This is a genomic window from Burkholderia theae (genome assembly GCF_048565265.1).
GTDB classification, from domain to species: Bacteria; Pseudomonadota; Gammaproteobacteria; order Burkholderiales; family Burkholderiaceae; genus Burkholderia; species Burkholderia theae.
This window is the reverse complement of the sequence record NZ_CP183463.1, coordinates 535721-549927: the sequence shown is the minus strand read 5'-3', so window position 1 is coordinate 549927 and position 14207 is coordinate 535721. Positions and strand designations below refer to the sequence as shown.

Below are 14207 nucleotides of genomic sequence, written 5' to 3'. Positions count from 1 at the left end.
AATGGGCACTCCGCACTATAAGCCAACGGCGTTCCGCCGGCGGTACCGGTTTGCGTGTCCGGGTCCGACCTCGGATCGTGTGCCGCGCAGCATTTGGCGCGATAATCGGCGTCCAGTCGTTCATCCCTCTCACCCGTGACTACCCCTGCGTTTGCACCCTTTCAGGATCTCGCCACAGTCTTGCTGGCTCACTGGAACGACGCCAATGGCGACGGCTCCCATGACACTTCGCATTTGCAACGCGTGTGGAAGAACGCGGCGGCGATCCATGCCGAGGAAGGTGGCGATGCGGAAGTGCTGTTTGCCGCGACACTGCTGCACGACTGTGTGCCGGTAGAGAAAAATTCTCCGCTTCGGGCGCAGGCATCGCGGCTGTCGGCGGAAAAGTCCCGGCAGGTGTTGAAGTCTCTGGATTGGCCGGACGCGAAGATCGACGCCGTCGCACACGCGGTCGAGGCGCATAGTTTTTCGGCCGGTGTTGCACCGACGACGCTGGAAGCGAAAACGCTGCAGGATGCCGATCGGCTCGATGCGATCGGCATGCTGGGTGTCGCGCGCTGCTTTTATGTCGCCGGCCGGATGGGCAGCGCGTTGTATGACCCGGTCGATCCGCACGCATCGGAACGGGCACTCGACGATACGCGATTCGCGATCGACCACTTCCACACGAAACTGCTGACGCTGGCATCCGGTTTCCAGACGGCTACGGGTGCCCGTCTGGCGAAAATTCGTCATGATCGCCTGCGCCGCTTTCTCGACGAGTTTGCCGACGAAATCTGATTCGATGGGCGTCTTATGGCAATGCGTTGAACCCGCGAGCACGATTGCCCGAAAGGCCGCATTGCGTGCGGCAGGTGCGCGCAACGATGCGGGACGGATCGATGCCGCGCTTTCAAAAGTGGGCGGCGGCACCGTTGGCGTGCAGGCGCAAACGCTGGCAGCCGTCGGCACCGTGCATCGTGCGGCGACCGCGTCGACGCAATAGGCGCCGCTTCAATCGTCGCCGGATCGATAAAGCGCTTCCAACTGCGACAACTCTTCGATGAATTGCTCCTTGAGCGCCTGCGGCCCGAGGATCTTCACGTGTGCGCCGTACCCCAGCAGCTTCCGCGCGCCGTGCTCGATCGATTCGATCGGCATCAGGCATTCCCTCCATCCCGGCGGCACCTCCGCGCTGCGCGCATCATGCGAGACCGGCGCGATCTTGATCCGCGCGTTGGCCAACCAGGTTTCGCCGCGCGGCGACACCGCGATATGGGCGGTCAGCCGATTGAGATCGGTCTCGTACCGGCTCATCGCGTCGCGCCAGTGCGTCGCCAGATCGAATCGCGCAGGGCGCTTGAAACGGCGGCGCGACGCGGTGAGTTCGTGGATATTCGCCAGCCGGAACGTCAGTGCGCCGGGCTTGCCCGCCACCCGGGCAATCAGGTACCAGGCGCCGCCCTTGAGCACCAGGCCGAGCGGCTCGAGTTCGCGGCGGGACACGCCCCGCCAGCTCTGATACTTCACGTCGATACGGTACGAACCCCATACCGCATCGGCAACTTCACGCAGAAACGCCGGGGTTTCCTGCGCCCGGTACCAATCCACGGTATCGATGTGCAACCGGCTGGCGACGCGGTCGGCCCGCTCGCGCGAGCCCGGCGGCAGGCTGGCCATCATCTTCAGCCGCGCGGAGGCGGCCATGCCGTCGAGGCCCAGTTCGCTCGCCGGCCCGGGCAGGCCGGCCAGGATCAGCGCGTGCGCTTCGTGCTCGGTGAGCCCGGTGAGATCGGTACTCCAGCCGTCGCGCAGCTGGAATCCGCCGTTGCGGCCGCGATCGCCCCAGATGGGCACGCCGGCCGTGGAGAGCTGGTCGATATCGCGCAGGATCGTGCGCTCGGACACTTCCAGTGCTTCGGCCAGCGCCGGCGCGGTCATCCGGCCGCGCGCCTGCAGCATCATCATGATCGACAACAGGCGGCTGGCTTTCATACGCGATACGTTACCTCAAATACCTGACATAAGGTGTCATGTTATCGGACTTATGCTTTGCCGCATGCCCGATCCGCTTCATCGAGGCGAAGGTCAAACGTGAACGAGAACATCCGAAAACAGCCGCTCGACGTCGTCGAGCTGCGCCAGTACACGCTTCATCCGCACCAGCGCGACGTGCTGATCGATCTCTTCGACCGCGAGCTGGTCGAGACGCAGGAAGCGGTCGGCATGACGGTCATGGGGCAGTTTCGCGATCTCGATCGTCCGGATTTGTTCGTCTGGCTGCGCGGCTTTGAAAGCATGGCGACCCGGGTGAGAGGGCTGACCGATTTCTACGGCGGACCGAGCTGGAAAGCGCATGCCGACGCGGCCAATGCGACGATGATCGATTCGGATAACGTATTGTTGTTGAAGCCGGCATGGGAAGGATCGAACCTGCCCGTCGACGTGGCTCGCCGAGCGGGCCGCGACGCCGTGGCGACCCCGCCGGGATTCGTCGACATCACGATCTTCTATCTGAATGGGCCGGCATCGGCATCGCTTCTGGCGTTTTGCCGCGGACGCATGTCGAGCGTTCTTGCCGCCGGCGGTGCGATGGCTCAGGGGTGGTACATCACGGAGCCGCGCGAGAACGATTTCCGCCGATTGCCGGTGCGGGCGAATGAACAGGTGTTGGTGGGCGTCGCGGTGTTTCCCGACATCGCGCGCTTCGATGAATTCGGCCGTTCGAATCGATGGGCGAACGAGATCGCCCCGCAACTGGCACGCTGGTCGATCCGCGCGACCGAGACGCATCGGCTGGTGCCCACCGCACGCTCGGTTGTTCGCGCGTAAGCGTGTTCAGGTCGGGCCGCATTTCATCAACGGGAGAGCGAACCATGAAGATCATTTCCGGGCCGCTGAGCATGTTCGGCGCCAAGGTCGAGATTGCGGCGCACGAGAAGGGCATCGACTTCGAGCTGGTGATGACGCCGTTCAGCCAGCTTCGCGGCTACGACCCGAAACATCCGGATGTGCTGCGCATCAACCCGAAGCGCCAGGTGCCGGTGCTGATGGACGGCACGCTGGAGATCTTCGATTCCACGCAGATCTTCGAGTATCTCGAGGATCTGAAGCCCGATCCCGCGTTATGGCCGGCGCACCCGGCGGCGCGCGCGATCGCGCGTCAGCTCGAACATTGCAGCGACGAAATCTATTTTCCGCACGTCGTCCGGCTGATGGGGCTTGAAGATACGCCGGACGATCCGGCCGCACAGGCGGCGCGCGCCGAAGCGTCGCAATACTATCGGCGCATGGAACGCGTGCTGGCAGATCGGGAATTTCTGGCCGGGACCTATTCCTATGCCGACATTGCGTTCTACATGGCGCAGTTGTTCGGCGCGCGCAAGGGCGCGCCGATGACGGCGGAGACCCCCAACCTGCTCGCGTGGCGTGCGCGGATGACCGCACGTCCGGCCATCCGGAAGGTCGCCGGAGCGATGGCCGGCTATCTGGAATCGATCGAAAACGCGGTGCCCGATTTTCTTCGCGGCCTGAACTCGTCGTCCGGGGATAAATGATTGCGCCCGTCGCGCCAACGAAGTCCGACTTGCCCCTCTATTCGAGGCCTTGACCTTAAAGTTGAGTTTAATCTTAGAGTGCTTGCTGACAGCAGTGAATCAGCAGGCTTCGGGTGTTGCCTGCCACGGTCAATCATCGACGAGAGGCAACGGACATGGACAGGCGTTTTACACAGGTCGAATTCGGGCCGCACACGGTCGACGTGCCCGAAGGCGGGTACTACGACCGGTTCAGGATGAATCCGGACCTGGACGAGGTGGCGCGCGATCTCGCCGCGGGGAACATCGATTTTTTCCGCCGGATTCCGAAGCGTCAGGTGGCGTCGCGGGTCGGCCCGACCTGGGCGCCGAACTTCTACTACCGTTCCAGCAGCATTCAGCTGTTGTTCCTTGCGCCGCTCGACCGCCTGCGGACCCTGTTGCCGGTGCCGCTCGAACCGTTGCGTGCGCTCCCCGGGCGCGGGCTGGTCGCACTGACCTTCTTTTCCTATTCGGTCTGCGATAACGATCCGTATGACGAAGTATCCGTCGCGGTGGTGATCCGTCGGCCCGGCGCGAAAGGGTCGCACGCGCTGGAACTGATCGACTCGATGCGGCGCCGGAGCTTCTTCGCGCATGTGCTGGCGCTGCCGGTCACCACGGAAATCGCGCGGGTTCGCGGCGTACACGGCTATCAGTTGCCCAAGTGGCTCGCGGATATCGACGTGAACATCGGCGCCACCGCAAGCGCCCGCATTGCCGGCCCGGGCGGACGGCCGGACCTGAGCCTGAGTATGCCGCTGCCCGCGCTGACCCACGTCGCGTCCCAATCGCAGATGGGCACGACGACGATGATCAATCGCATCGACGGCGAATGGCACCAGACCTCGGTGCAGACCAATACGCTATCGTTCGCGCAGCGCCTGCTGCCGCGCAACGTCGAGCTGGTGCGACACGGCGGCCCGCTGAGCCAGTTGCTCGACGGGCTCGGCGCGTCCACCATCATGCGTCTCGACGTGGTAAAAGACGCGCAGCTGGTCCTGAACCTGCCGACGCCCTTAAAGACCTTCGATGAACCCGGAACACAACACTAACGGCACGGCAGCCCGCGACACGCCCGCGCCGAAGGAACCGTCCATGACCGAGCCGACCCACGATCTCGTCGTATTTGGCGCCACCAGTTTTGTCGGGCAGATCCTGACCCGCTACCTGTCCGACTATCTGTCTGGCTCGGGCGAAACACTGCGCTGGGCCATCGCCGGCCGCTCCGAAGCGAAGCTCAGGCAGGTCAGGGATGCGCTGGGCGCGGCGGGGCAGTCGTTGCCGATCATCGTCGCCGATGCGGCCGACGAAGCGCAATTGCGGGCGCTCTGTGCGCAAACACGGGTGGTCGTGTCCACCGTCGGACCCTACGCGCTTTACGGGGAGCCGCTGGTCAAGGTCTGTGCGGAAACCGGCACCGACTACTGCGACCTGACCGGCGAGACGCAGTGGATCAAGCGGATGATCGAAAAATACGAGCCGGCGGCCCGGCAATCGGGCGCGCGCATCGTTCATTGCTGCGGCTTCGATTCGGTGCCGTCGGACATGGGCGTGTTCTTCCTGCAGCAACAGGCGCGGCGGCAGTGGGGCGCGCCGGCCGGGCAGGTGAAGATGCGCGTCCGGACGCTGAAGGGCGGCGCGTCGGGCGGTACCGTGGCGAGCGTGATCAACGTCGTGCGGGAAGCCGCGGCCGATCCCGCGTTGCGCCGGGAACTGCTCGATCCTTATTCGCTGTGCCCCAAAGGTCATGGCTTCACGGCGCGGCAGCACGCGGTTCGATCGGCCGAATTCGATCGCGACTGCGACGCGTGGATCGCGCCGTTCGTGATGGCGGCCATCAACGAGCGCGTCGTGCACCGCTCCAATGCGCTGGCCGGCAACGCGTACGGCAGCCGGTTCACCTACGACGAAGCCGTCATGACGGGCACGGGCTTGAAAGGCCGCCTGACCGCGCTGGCGATGGTGGCGGGCCTCGGCGCGTTCATGGTGGCTGTGATCATCAAGCCGGTGCGCATGCTGATGGAGCGCTTCCTGCTGCCGAAACCCGGTGAGGGGCCAAGCGCCGAGGCCCAACTGGCCGGCCGCTACGATCTGCGTTTCTTCGGCCGTGCCGACGACGGGCGGACCTTGCGCGTGAAAGTCACCGGCGACCGCGATCCGGGTTACGGCTCCACCGGCAAGATGCTGGGCCAGGCCGCGATCAGTCTCGCGCTGGATTGCGGCCGCGACGGCGACAAGACCGGGCGCGGCGGCGGTTTCTGGACGCCCGCGACGATGTTCGACGAGCGCTTTGTCGAGCGTCTGGTGCGCCACGCGGGATTGCGTTTCGACGTGATTTGAGCGCGCATTCCGTCCGCTATTCGAAAGGAAGCCGATAAAGATCGGATTGCGAATCAATGTGGGGAGACCCTTGACTGTCACGGTGAGTCGAATGGCCGGACCTGCTCCGGCCGGGGAGTCGCGGCAACATGAAGATCGGGGAACTGGCGGAACGCACCGGCCTTACCCCTTCGCGCATCCGCTTTTACGAACGCATCGGTCTCTTGACGTTCGTCGAACGCGAAGCGAACGGTTATCGCAGTTATCCGCAGGAAGCGGTGACGGTGCTCGATCTGATCACCGCCGCGCAGAAGGCGGATTTCAGTCTTGACGAGATTCGCACGCTGATTCCGTCGGATCTCACGCAATGGCAATGCGGTTCGTTGCTGGAAGCGCTGTGCCGCAAGGTGGAAGACATCGAGGCGCTGGAGGCGCGGCTGGCGCGAAGCAAGGCGCACGTCGTGTCGCTGATCGCCGAAATCCGGGCGAAGCCGGAGTCGGTTGATTGTGCAACCAATGCGAAAAGGCTGTTGTCGAGGATCCCGTCCGGGAATGCCGTGAACGCCGGCGATGCGGGCACCGCCGACGCTCATCACGAGCCGGTGCCGCGCCGGACGATCCGCCCTTAGGTCGGCGCCGGCGCGAGCCCGTCCGCCGCGTCACAGGAGCGCGACGACCTGTTCGGCCGTCGCCTTCGCCGATTGCGGATTCTGGCCGGTCACCAGGCGGCCGTCGACGACGACGTTCGACGTGAACGGCAGCAGCGCCTTCTCGTAGCGCGCGCCGCGCTGTTGCATCTGCTGCTCGACGTTGTAGGGCACCTTCTTCGCGACACCGGCCAGGATTTCCTCCATCCACGAGTAGCCGGTGATCCGGCGCCCGGCAACCAGCAGCGAGCCGTCCGACAGCTTTGTGTTCAGCAGGCCGCAGTAGCCGTGGCAGACCGACGACACGACGCCGCCGCGCTCGTAGATCGCGCGCGTGAGGCGCTGCAGCCCTGCATCGTCCGGGTAGTCCCACATGACCGCATGGCCGCCGGTGAAGTAGATCGCATCGAAATCGGCCGGGTCGATCTCGTCGGGGCGCGCGGTGGTCGCGAGCAGCGCCTCGTTGGCCGGGTCGGCGCGCCACGCTTTCGCGGCGGCGTCGGCGTGCGGCCATTTCAGCGAGCGCGGTTCCAGCGGCGACACGCCGCCCCTGGGGCTCACGAGCCGCTGCTCATAGCCTTGCGCCGCGAAGATGTGGTGGGCATGCGTCAGCTCGGACAGCCACAGGCCGGTCGGTTGCGACGGATCGGCATAGTGCGCGACGTTGCTGACGACATGAAGGATGCGCGTGGTCATGATGCGATTTCCTCTTGAGCGGCCACGGGTGGACGTCGTCGACGCACCGCCGGATGGTCGGATGGCAGAACCCAACCCCATGGCCTCGATATGCTGCCGAGGCAAACCTTAACCTTCAAGCGAAGTTCAAGGTCAAGACCTTTTCGCGTTGACCGTCCGCGCGCGTTTTTCGGGCAGCACGAGTCCGTCCAGCAAGGTCGTCAGCGCATCCTCGATCGCATGATCGCCAACCTTCTCGCGCACCAGCCGTCCGTCGATCGCGAGCATCGTCAGGCCATGGAGATGCGCCCAGCAGGCCGTCGCCTGGCCAAGCGCGGAGCGCGGGCGGATCGTGCCGGCGCGCTGGCCGTGCTCCAGGATGTCGACGACCAGCAGGAAGGGCGCCTGCACGCGCGGATCGAGATGGATATCCGAAGGCTCGCCGGCATCCGCGGCAAACATCAGTCGATAAAGATCCGGATGGCGCTGCCCGAACGCGAGATGGGCATAAGCGAGCGCAAGCAGCACGTCCGGTGCGCCCGCGGCGGGATCGACGGACGCGGCGAGATCGTCGCGCAAGCGATCGAAGCCGATCAGCGCCAGCTCGTGAAGCAACGCGGCCTTGTCCGGGAAATGCCGGTATGGCGCGGAGTGGCTGACGTTCGCGCGCCGCGCGATTTCACGCAGCGTGAACTGCCAGCCTCGTTGCTCCTGCAACGTGTCGAGTGCCGTGTCGATGATCGCGCGGCGCAGATCCCCGTGGTGATAAGCCTTTTGCCCGGCGTCCGCATCCGCGTCTGACGGCATCGTGTTGCTCCTATGTTGACATGGAACACATTGTGGTCCTATGATCCGTGACACGCAAGTTGACAGTGTCTACATCGACGCAACCTCGTGAGGTGCACCATGGCCGTTTCCGCAGCATCCAGCTCGAGCATCGACCCGGCGGCGTTGCTGGCCCGCCAGCGCAGTGCGTTCGTGACCGAGGGGCCGCCGAGCATGCAGCAGCGCAAGGCGCGGCTCGCCCGGCTGCGCGCGGTGGTGCTGGCCCATCGCCGCGACGTGGAGGAGGCGGTCAACGCCGATTTCGGGCATCGCTCGCACCACGAGACCGCGATCATGGAACTCGTGGGCGTGATCCAGGCGATCGATTACCTGACCCGCAACCTGCGTCGCTTCATGAAGCCGCAGCGCCGGCACGTCGGCATCTTCTATCGCGCCGGGCAGGCGCACGTCGAATATCAGCCGGTGGGTGTCGTGGGCGTGATGGCGCCGTGGAACTACCCGTTCGCGCTGACGTTCATTCCGCTGGCGACCGCGCTGGCCGCCGGCAATCGCGCGATGCTCAAGCCGTCGGAGCTGACGCCGCGCACCAGCGAGGTGATGCGACGCATGCTCGCGGACACCTTCCCGAGCGAAGAGGTCGCAGTCGTGCTCGGCGGCCCGGAAGTCGGCGCCGCCTTCAGCGGGCTGCCGTTCGATCATCTGCTGTTTACCGGCAGCACGCAGGTCGGCCGCAAGGTCATGAAGGCGGCGAGCGAGAATCTCGTGCCGGTGACGCTCGAACTGGGGGGCAAGAGCCCCGCGATCGTCGCGAGGGGGCACGTCGATGGCCGGACGATGTCCAGCATCGTGTTCGGCAAGCTGTCGAACGGCGGACAGACCTGCGTGGCGCCCGACTATGCGCTCGTGCATGAAGACGATCTGGATGCGTTCGTCACGCAATACGATGCGGCGGTCGCGCGCTTCTATCCGGACGGGCCGACCAGTCCGGACTACACGTCGATCGTCAGCGACCGGCATTACGATCGTCTGAAGGGTCTCGTGGACGAAGCGCGCAGCCAGGGTGCGCGCGTGATCGAGGCGGGCGTGAATCCGCAACATGCGGCCACCCGCAAGCGGACGCTTGCGCCCACGTTGATCGTCGGCGCGGGTGACGACACGGCCGTCATGCAGGAGGAGATCTTTGGGCCGATCCTGCCGGTGCGCACGTATCGCACGATCGACGAGGTCGTCGACTACGTGAATGCGCGTCCGCGGCCACTTGCGCTTTATTACTTCGGCGCACGGGACGGCGACTGCGATACGTTGCTGAAGCGAACCACGTCGGGCAATGTCGGCATCAACAACACGATCCTGCATGTCGCGCAGGAGGATTTGCCGTTCGGCGGTGTGGGTCCCAGCGGGATGGGCGCGTATCACGGCATCGAAGGATTCCGTGCGATGAGCCATGCCAAGGGCGTGTTCGTGCAGGGGCGCTGGAGCCTGCCGAGCCTGCTGCGTGCGCCGTTCGGCAAGCTCGCGGATTTCGCGCTGGCGGCGTTGCTTGGGCGGAGTCGAGATCCGGCAGACGGGCGCGTTGGATTGAGTGCAAAGCGCTGAGTCGGGTGGGGCACCGCGCCGGGGCATCGCGGCCAAAGGCGAATGCCCCGGTTGTATTTCCGCGCGGGCCGCGTGCTACGGCCGGTTGCGTTTGCCGGCGCCCGTGCGAACAGCAGTTTCGTCGAAGATCGTCGCGGCGAATTCGGCGGCTGCCGGCATCCGGGCGTCATGCATCAGCACGAATTCCGTTTCCGGCAGGTCCGGCAACCCTTCGGACCTACCCAATTCACGGAGCGTGTCGTCGATCGCACTGCGCGGCACCGGGGCGAGCGCGATGCCGGCGCGCGCGAACGTGAGGATGCCGGTGACGCTCGGGCTTTCGCAGGCGATCCGGTAGCGCATGCCGGCCAGCGCGAGCGCCTTGATGGCGGCCGCCCGGTACGGACACGGATCGGGAAAGCATGCGAGCGGGACATCGCCTTCGGGAAGCGGCTCGTGGCGTGCAAAGGTCCAGACGAGCGATTCTCGCCATAACGTCGCGCCCTGGCCCGAGTGCGAGCAGCGGCTGCCGATCACGAGATCGAATTCGCCGTTTGCGTGCCGCCGAAACAGGCTGTCGCCGATGTCGACCGTCAGATCCAGCCGCAAGCCGCGCCGCGCGGCGCCATAGCGTCGCATCACGTCGGGAAGCCAGCCTCCCGCGAAGTCTTCCGATGCGCCGATACGCAGCTTGATCTCGACTGCGTCGCCGGTTCCCAGCTTCGCCTTCGCCTCCTCGCTCAGATTGAGCATCGCGCGCGCGTAGCCGAGCAGCGTCTGGCCGTGCTCGGTGAGCGTGACGCTGCGCGTATTGCGCACGAGCAGCGCCCGGCCGAGCTGCTCCTCGAGACGAACGATCTGGGCGCTGACCGCGGATTGGCTGAGATTCAGCCGGTGACCGGCGCCGGTAAAGCTGCGCACGTCGGCAACCGCAACGAACGTATGAAGCAGCGCCGTGTCGAGGGGAGGATTCATTGATCACCGATCCGGGTTAATTCAATCAATTAATATCGTTTCTAAATTATAGGCCGACTCGATACGCTGCGAATCGCAGTGGGCGATCGCGCATGTCGCGCGTCGCCGCCACTCTTGGCAAGGACCGGCTCCATGACGCGCGTGCTGTATATCGAAGGCTCACCCAACAAGGACTATTCGGCGTCGATCGACGTGTGCAGCGCCTTTCTCGATGCGTACCGGCACGCCCATCCGGACCACGAGATACAGAAGCTCGACATCTGGGATCTGGCGATGCCCGAATTCGACGAAGCGGCGCTGGCCGCGAAATACGCAGGGCTGAGCGGAACGGCGTTGACGCCGGCGCAGGCGGCGGCCTGGCAGCAGATCGAACAGCTCGCGGCGCCCTTCCACGCAGCGGACAAGTTCCTGTTCGGCGTGCCGCTGTGGAATTTCAGCATTCCGTACAAACTCAAGCACCTGATCGATGTGATCTCGCAGAAGGATGTGCTGTTCACGTTCGACGGTTCGGGGTTCGCCGGCAAGCTGGCCGGGAAGAAGGCGGCGGTCGTCTATGCGCGTGGGCTCGGTTATCAGGCGCCGGGTTCGTTTACGCCGGCCGGCGAGTTCGATCTTCAGCGTCCGTACATGGAAACCTGGCTGAAGTTCGTGGGCGTGAAAGACGTCACCGGCATTGTCGTCGAGCGGACGTTGTTCGGTCCCGACGGACAGGTCGATCGCAGTCGTGCGATCGACGAAGCCCGCACGATCGCGCACACGTTCTGACGTTGCCGCGCTTCGCATCGCATGTAGCACGGCAGCGGATCGCGCCCGATGATCGTTTCGAAGCGCGGCCCGGATACGTGCGTCAGCGTCCGCCGCGCGCGATGGCGAGTGCGATGCCGAAGCCCACGAGCAAGCCGCCGAAGGTGCGGTCGATCCAGTGGCGCAGCGACAGCAGGCGATCACGGACAGCCGTGGCGGAGAAACACAGGGCCACCAGGCTGAACCAGCCGGCATGCGCGAGCGCGATGAAGGCGCCGTAGCCGAGCTGCACGATCAACGGTGTGTCGGGCCGCACGGCCTGCATGAACAGGCTGACGATGAACACCGTGGTTTTGGGATTCAGCGCGTTGGTGAAGAAGCCGGTGCGCAGCGCGGCCAGATCCGACAGCGGCGCCGCACGCACGTCGGCTTGCCCGTCACCGGGCTTGGTCATGAGCATCTTCGCGCCCAGGTAGATCAGGTAGATCGCGCCGATCAGCTTGACGGCATTAAAGAGCCACAGGGATTGGCGGATCAGCAGGCCCACGCCCAGCAGCGTGTAGCTCACATGGACCGTCACGCCCAGCCCGATACCCAGTGCGGTGAGCACGCCGGATCGGCGCGACAGCATCAGGCTGTTGCGCGTGACCATCGCGAAGTCCGGGCCCGGGCTGATGACAGCCAGCAGCGTAATGGTGACTACAACTATCAGCTCCGTCATCGCGTTGTCCTTTCGATTGATGTCGTCATGGCACAATCTTAGGGACCGTATTCCATCGGGAAAAGCGATGATTTCTGACCAGAATGGTGAGATTGACTCACAGTCGATCCGTACGACCCTGCCGTCGCTGATGGCGTTGCGTTGTTTCGAGGCGGCGGCGCGTCACGAGAATTTCAGCCGTGCCGCCGACGAACTGTGCCTGACCCATGGCGCGGTCAGCCGTGCGGTGCGTCTGCTCGAGGATGACCTGGGCGTTGCGCTGTTCCAGCGCCGCAGCCGTCGTGTGTTCCTGACCGATGCGGGCCGCAAGCTGGCCCAGGCTGTCCATGATGGCCTGGGCCTGATGCGCCACGCCGCGCACGCATTGCGCACCGAGGCCGCCCGGGCGCGGCGTTGGGTCCTGTCGTGCGAACCGACGCTGCTGATGCGTTGGCTGATTCCGCGCTGGCCGGACTTCCAGGCCCGGTATGCGGGAGTCGACATCCATCTCGCTGCGGCGGGCGGTCCGTTCTCGTTCGACAGCGGCATCGACATGGCCATCCGCCGCAACGATTTTGCGTGGTCGGCGGGGTATCACGCCGAACCTCTGTTCGCCGAGCGGGTGGGGCCGGTTTGCCGGCCGGACAAAGTCGATGCGTGGTTTTCCGCTCGTCGCGGCGCTCGCTCGTTGAAACCTGACGCGCCGCAATTGCATACGCGCACACGGCCGGACGCGTGGAAGGAATGGGTGGTGGCGGCGAATCAGCCGAAGGGGAGCGGGCGGCGGCAGACGTTCGACCATTTCTACTTCAGTCTGCAGGCGGCCGTCGCGGGGCTCGGTGTCGCCATCGGCCCGTGGCATCTCGTGCGCGATGACCTCGAAAGCGGTGTGCTGGTCGCGCCGATGGGTTTCGTGGAGGACGGCTCGCACTACTGCTTGCTGACGCCGGCGCCCGTGGCGGCGGGAAGTGCGCAGTCGGAGCTGCTCGCGTGGTTGAAGACGATGGTTTGACGAATGCGGAAGGGATGGTTCGAAGATCCTGCAAAGGGCGGAGCCAGTGTATCGGTGCCGGCCGATTTCGGCTGGCGCTGCCGGATCGTCTGCCCCGGCCCGGACGACAACGTTCGTCGACATTGCGAAGCCGAGTGCGAGAGCGGTAGAATTCGTGTCGCCGAAAATAGAGTGGCAGGTTGGTATCTCCTGCGCCCCGCGAGGGGTTCTAACCATGCCGCGGCGTCAACCTTGCTTTCACGAGTCAAGGGGGGCGCACTGTGGACATGACGCTGCGCGCCTCCCATCCATGGGGAATTGCACCAATGCGCACACACGTAAAAGATCCGTCGACCGGTAACGGGGCGGTGTTCAGCGACACGAACTTCAGCCGCGACGAACTGGCTCGCGTTCTTCAGCAATCCGGCGACGGGCCGACCTTCGAGCGCTGCGACTTCGACGGCCAGGACCTGTCCGACCTTGACTTCCGCGCGGCACGATTCGCGCAGTGCAACTTCGAGCGGACCCGCTTTGAGCACAGCGATCTGACGGGCAGCCGCTGGCTGGGTTGCAAGGGGGCCACGGCGAATTTCCGGTATGCCAATGCGAGTGATGCCCGATTCTGCCGGAGCGATTTGAACAATACCGACTGGACCGGCGCCAAGCTTGCATCGACCGTCTTTACGGAGGTCAGGCTGACGGGAGCCCGTTTCACGGACATCCGGGCGCTGGGGCTCAGCTTCCACGATTCCCTGCTCGTGGGCGCCAATCTCAGCGGGTTGTCGTTCCGGAAGCAGACCCTCGAAGCTTTGAATTTCTCCGAGGCGGACCTGTCCGATTGTGATTTTCGCGATGCCGTATTCGAGGGTGGCAGCCTCGGCAATGCGCGCCTGCACAACACGCGCTTCGACGGCGCGGACCTGCGCTCGACAGACTTGACCGGCCTGCGTTTATCCGATGTATTGCTTCATTTCAAAGGGGCGATCCTCTCCGTCGATCAAGCGGTCATGCTGATCGGCAATTGCGGTGTGCGCGTGATGTGAATCTCGGCGGGCACGCGGTCGACGCAGCGCTCGACCGCGGCGGGCGGATGGCCGTCTCCGCCCGAATTCCTGAACACAGCGCTATTCGACGCGAAGTGACGCAGGCAGGTTTACGTCCATGAATTCGGCCAGCATGAATAGACCGATCAAGAACAACAAGTGGCCCGCTTGCAATGATTGCACGCCGTCCGCAGA

The 14207-nt window shown here is 64.8% G+C and carries 16 protein-coding genes; 11 read left to right on the top strand and 5 right to left on the bottom strand.

Translation table 11 applies throughout. The annotated features are described in order from the left end of the window. Window positions 1–135 precede the first annotated feature (135 nt). Both ACN22W_RS35235 and ACN22W_RS35230 read left to right on the top strand, forming a co-directional pair. Window positions 136–780, top strand: a complete 645-nt coding sequence (locus tag ACN22W_RS35235; protein WP_419690640.1) for an HD domain-containing protein — start codon at window positions 136–138, stop codon at window positions 778–780. After that, complete coding sequence (locus ACN22W_RS35230) at window positions 734–985, top strand: hypothetical protein (protein ID WP_419690639.1); 252 nt, start codon at window positions 734–736, stop codon at window positions 983–985. Before ACN22W_RS35235 ends, ACN22W_RS35230 begins: the two co-directional genes overlap by 47 nt. 8 nt (window positions 986–993) lie before the next feature. Here the strand turns inward: ACN22W_RS35230 and ACN22W_RS35225 are convergent, their stop codons facing one another. Continuing rightward, complete coding sequence (locus tag ACN22W_RS35225) at window positions 994–1974, bottom strand: helix-turn-helix transcriptional regulator (protein ID WP_419690638.1); 981 nt, start codon at window positions 1972–1974, stop codon at window positions 994–996. Window positions 1975–2073: 99 nt separating this feature from the next. Between ACN22W_RS35225 and ACN22W_RS35220 the strand changes: the two genes are divergently transcribed. The 5 genes from ACN22W_RS35220 (at window position 2074) to ACN22W_RS35200 (ending at window position 6505) form a co-directional block, all read left to right on the top strand. After that, on the top strand, window positions 2074–2811 hold the full coding sequence (locus ACN22W_RS35220; RefSeq protein ID WP_419690637.1) for an NIPSNAP family protein: 738 nt from the start codon (window positions 2074–2076) through the stop codon (window positions 2809–2811). A 44-nt stretch (window positions 2812–2855) separates the two neighbouring features. After that, window positions 2856–3536 (top strand): glutathione S-transferase family protein, encoded by a 681-nt coding sequence (locus ACN22W_RS35215; protein ID WP_419690772.1) that lies wholly within the window; start codon window positions 2856–2858, stop codon window positions 3534–3536. A 155-nt stretch (window positions 3537–3691) separates the two neighbouring features. Continuing rightward, window positions 3692–4609 (top strand): acetoacetate decarboxylase family protein, encoded by a 918-nt coding sequence (locus ACN22W_RS35210; protein ID WP_419690636.1) that lies wholly within the window; start codon window positions 3692–3694, stop codon window positions 4607–4609. A 43-nt stretch (window positions 4610–4652) separates the two neighbouring features. Continuing rightward, window positions 4653–5897: a saccharopine dehydrogenase family protein gene (locus tag ACN22W_RS35205; protein WP_419690635.1), complete on the top strand. Its 1245-nt coding sequence runs from the start codon at window positions 4653–4655 to the stop codon at window positions 5895–5897. 128 nt (window positions 5898–6025) lie between these two features. Further along, window positions 6026–6505: a MerR family transcriptional regulator gene (locus tag ACN22W_RS35200; RefSeq protein WP_419690634.1), complete on the top strand. Its 480-nt coding sequence runs from the start codon at window positions 6026–6028 to the stop codon at window positions 6503–6505. Between the two features lie 30 nt (window positions 6506–6535). On the opposite strand, the gene ACN22W_RS35195 is transcribed toward ACN22W_RS35200, so the two are convergent. Then, window positions 6536–7219, bottom strand: a complete 684-nt coding sequence (locus ACN22W_RS35195; protein WP_419690633.1) for a type 1 glutamine amidotransferase domain-containing protein — start codon at window positions 7217–7219, stop codon at window positions 6536–6538. 132 nt (window positions 7220–7351) lie between these two features. Then, window positions 7352–8005 (bottom strand): TetR/AcrR family transcriptional regulator, encoded by a 654-nt coding sequence (locus tag ACN22W_RS35190; protein ID WP_419690632.1) that lies wholly within the window; start codon window positions 8003–8005, stop codon window positions 7352–7354. Between the two features lie 99 nt (window positions 8006–8104). Between ACN22W_RS35190 and ACN22W_RS35185 the strand changes: the two genes are divergently transcribed. Next, window positions 8105–9580 (top strand): coniferyl aldehyde dehydrogenase, encoded by a 1476-nt coding sequence (locus ACN22W_RS35185; RefSeq protein WP_419690631.1) that lies wholly within the window; start codon window positions 8105–8107, stop codon window positions 9578–9580. A 75-nt stretch (window positions 9581–9655) separates the two neighbouring features. Here the strand turns inward: ACN22W_RS35185 and ACN22W_RS35180 are convergent, their stop codons facing one another. Next, window positions 9656–10534 (bottom strand): LysR substrate-binding domain-containing protein, encoded by an 879-nt coding sequence (locus ACN22W_RS35180; protein WP_419690630.1) that lies wholly within the window; start codon window positions 10532–10534, stop codon window positions 9656–9658. Between the two features lie 132 nt (window positions 10535–10666). On the opposite strand from ACN22W_RS35180, the gene ACN22W_RS35175 reads away from it, so the two are divergent. After that, window positions 10667–11299, top strand: coding sequence for an FMN-dependent NADH-azoreductase (locus tag ACN22W_RS35175; RefSeq protein ID WP_419690629.1), 633 nt, complete (start codon window positions 10667–10669; stop codon window positions 11297–11299). Between the two features lie 82 nt (window positions 11300–11381). On the opposite strand, the gene ACN22W_RS35170 is transcribed toward ACN22W_RS35175, so the two are convergent. Next, window positions 11382–11999: a LysE family translocator gene (locus ACN22W_RS35170; protein WP_419690628.1), complete on the bottom strand. Its 618-nt coding sequence runs from the start codon at window positions 11997–11999 to the stop codon at window positions 11382–11384. 67 nt (window positions 12000–12066) lie between these two features. Here ACN22W_RS35170 and ACN22W_RS35165 point away from each other — a divergent pair, with 67 nt between their 5' ends. Both ACN22W_RS35165 and ACN22W_RS35160 read left to right on the top strand, forming a co-directional pair. Beyond that, entirely contained in the window at window positions 12067–12990 is a 924-nt protein-coding gene (locus ACN22W_RS35165; RefSeq protein ID WP_419690627.1) for a LysR family transcriptional regulator, read from the top strand. A 266-nt stretch (window positions 12991–13256) separates the two neighbouring features. Next, window positions 13257–14012, top strand: a complete 756-nt coding sequence (locus ACN22W_RS35160) for a pentapeptide repeat-containing protein (protein ID WP_240674614.1) — start codon at window positions 13257–13259, stop codon at window positions 14010–14012. The last annotated feature ends 195 nt before the right edge of the window (window positions 14013–14207 follow it).

Bases quoted from the DNA above. Each gene is read 5' to 3' on its own strand.
- ACN22W_RS35175 (WP_419690629.1), top strand. From the start codon at position 10,667: ATGACGCGCGTGCTGTATATCGAAGGCTCACCCAACAAGGACTATTCG.
- ACN22W_RS35185 (WP_419690631.1), top strand. From the start codon at position 8,105: ATGGCCGTTTCCGCAGCATCCAGCTCGAGCATCGACCCGGCGGCGTTG.
- ACN22W_RS35160 (WP_240674614.1), top strand. From the start codon at position 13,257: ATGACGCTGCGCGCCTCCCATCCATGGGGAATTGCACCAATGCGCACA.
- ACN22W_RS35190 (WP_419690632.1), bottom strand. From the start codon at position 8,005: ATGCCGTCAGACGCGGATGCGGACGCCGGGCAAAAGGCTTATCACCAC.
- ACN22W_RS35210 (WP_419690636.1), top strand. From the start codon at position 3,692: ATGGACAGGCGTTTTACACAGGTCGAATTCGGGCCGCACACGGTCGAC.
- ACN22W_RS35215 (WP_419690772.1), top strand. From the start codon at position 2,856: ATGAAGATCATTTCCGGGCCGCTGAGCATGTTCGGCGCCAAGGTCGAG.
- ACN22W_RS35205 (WP_419690635.1), top strand. From the start codon at position 4,653: ATGACCGAGCCGACCCACGATCTCGTCGTATTTGGCGCCACCAGTTTT.
- ACN22W_RS35200 (WP_419690634.1), top strand. From the start codon at position 6,026: ATGAAGATCGGGGAACTGGCGGAACGCACCGGCCTTACCCCTTCGCGC.
- ACN22W_RS35170 (WP_419690628.1), bottom strand. From the start codon at position 11,999: ATGACGGAGCTGATAGTTGTAGTCACCATTACGCTGCTGGCTGTCATC.
- ACN22W_RS35195 (WP_419690633.1), bottom strand. From the start codon at position 7,219: ATGACCACGCGCATCCTTCATGTCGTCAGCAACGTCGCGCACTATGCC.
- ACN22W_RS35225 (WP_419690638.1), bottom strand. From the start codon at position 1,974: ATGAAAGCCAGCCGCCTGTTGTCGATCATGATGATGCTGCAGGCGCGC.
- ACN22W_RS35230 (WP_419690639.1), top strand. From the start codon at position 734: ATGATCGCCTGCGCCGCTTTCTCGACGAGTTTGCCGACGAAATCTGAT.
- ACN22W_RS35180 (WP_419690630.1), bottom strand. From the start codon at position 10,534: ATGAATCCTCCCCTCGACACGGCGCTGCTTCATACGTTCGTTGCGGTT.
- ACN22W_RS35165 (WP_419690627.1), top strand. From the start codon at position 12,067: ATGATTTCTGACCAGAATGGTGAGATTGACTCACAGTCGATCCGTACG.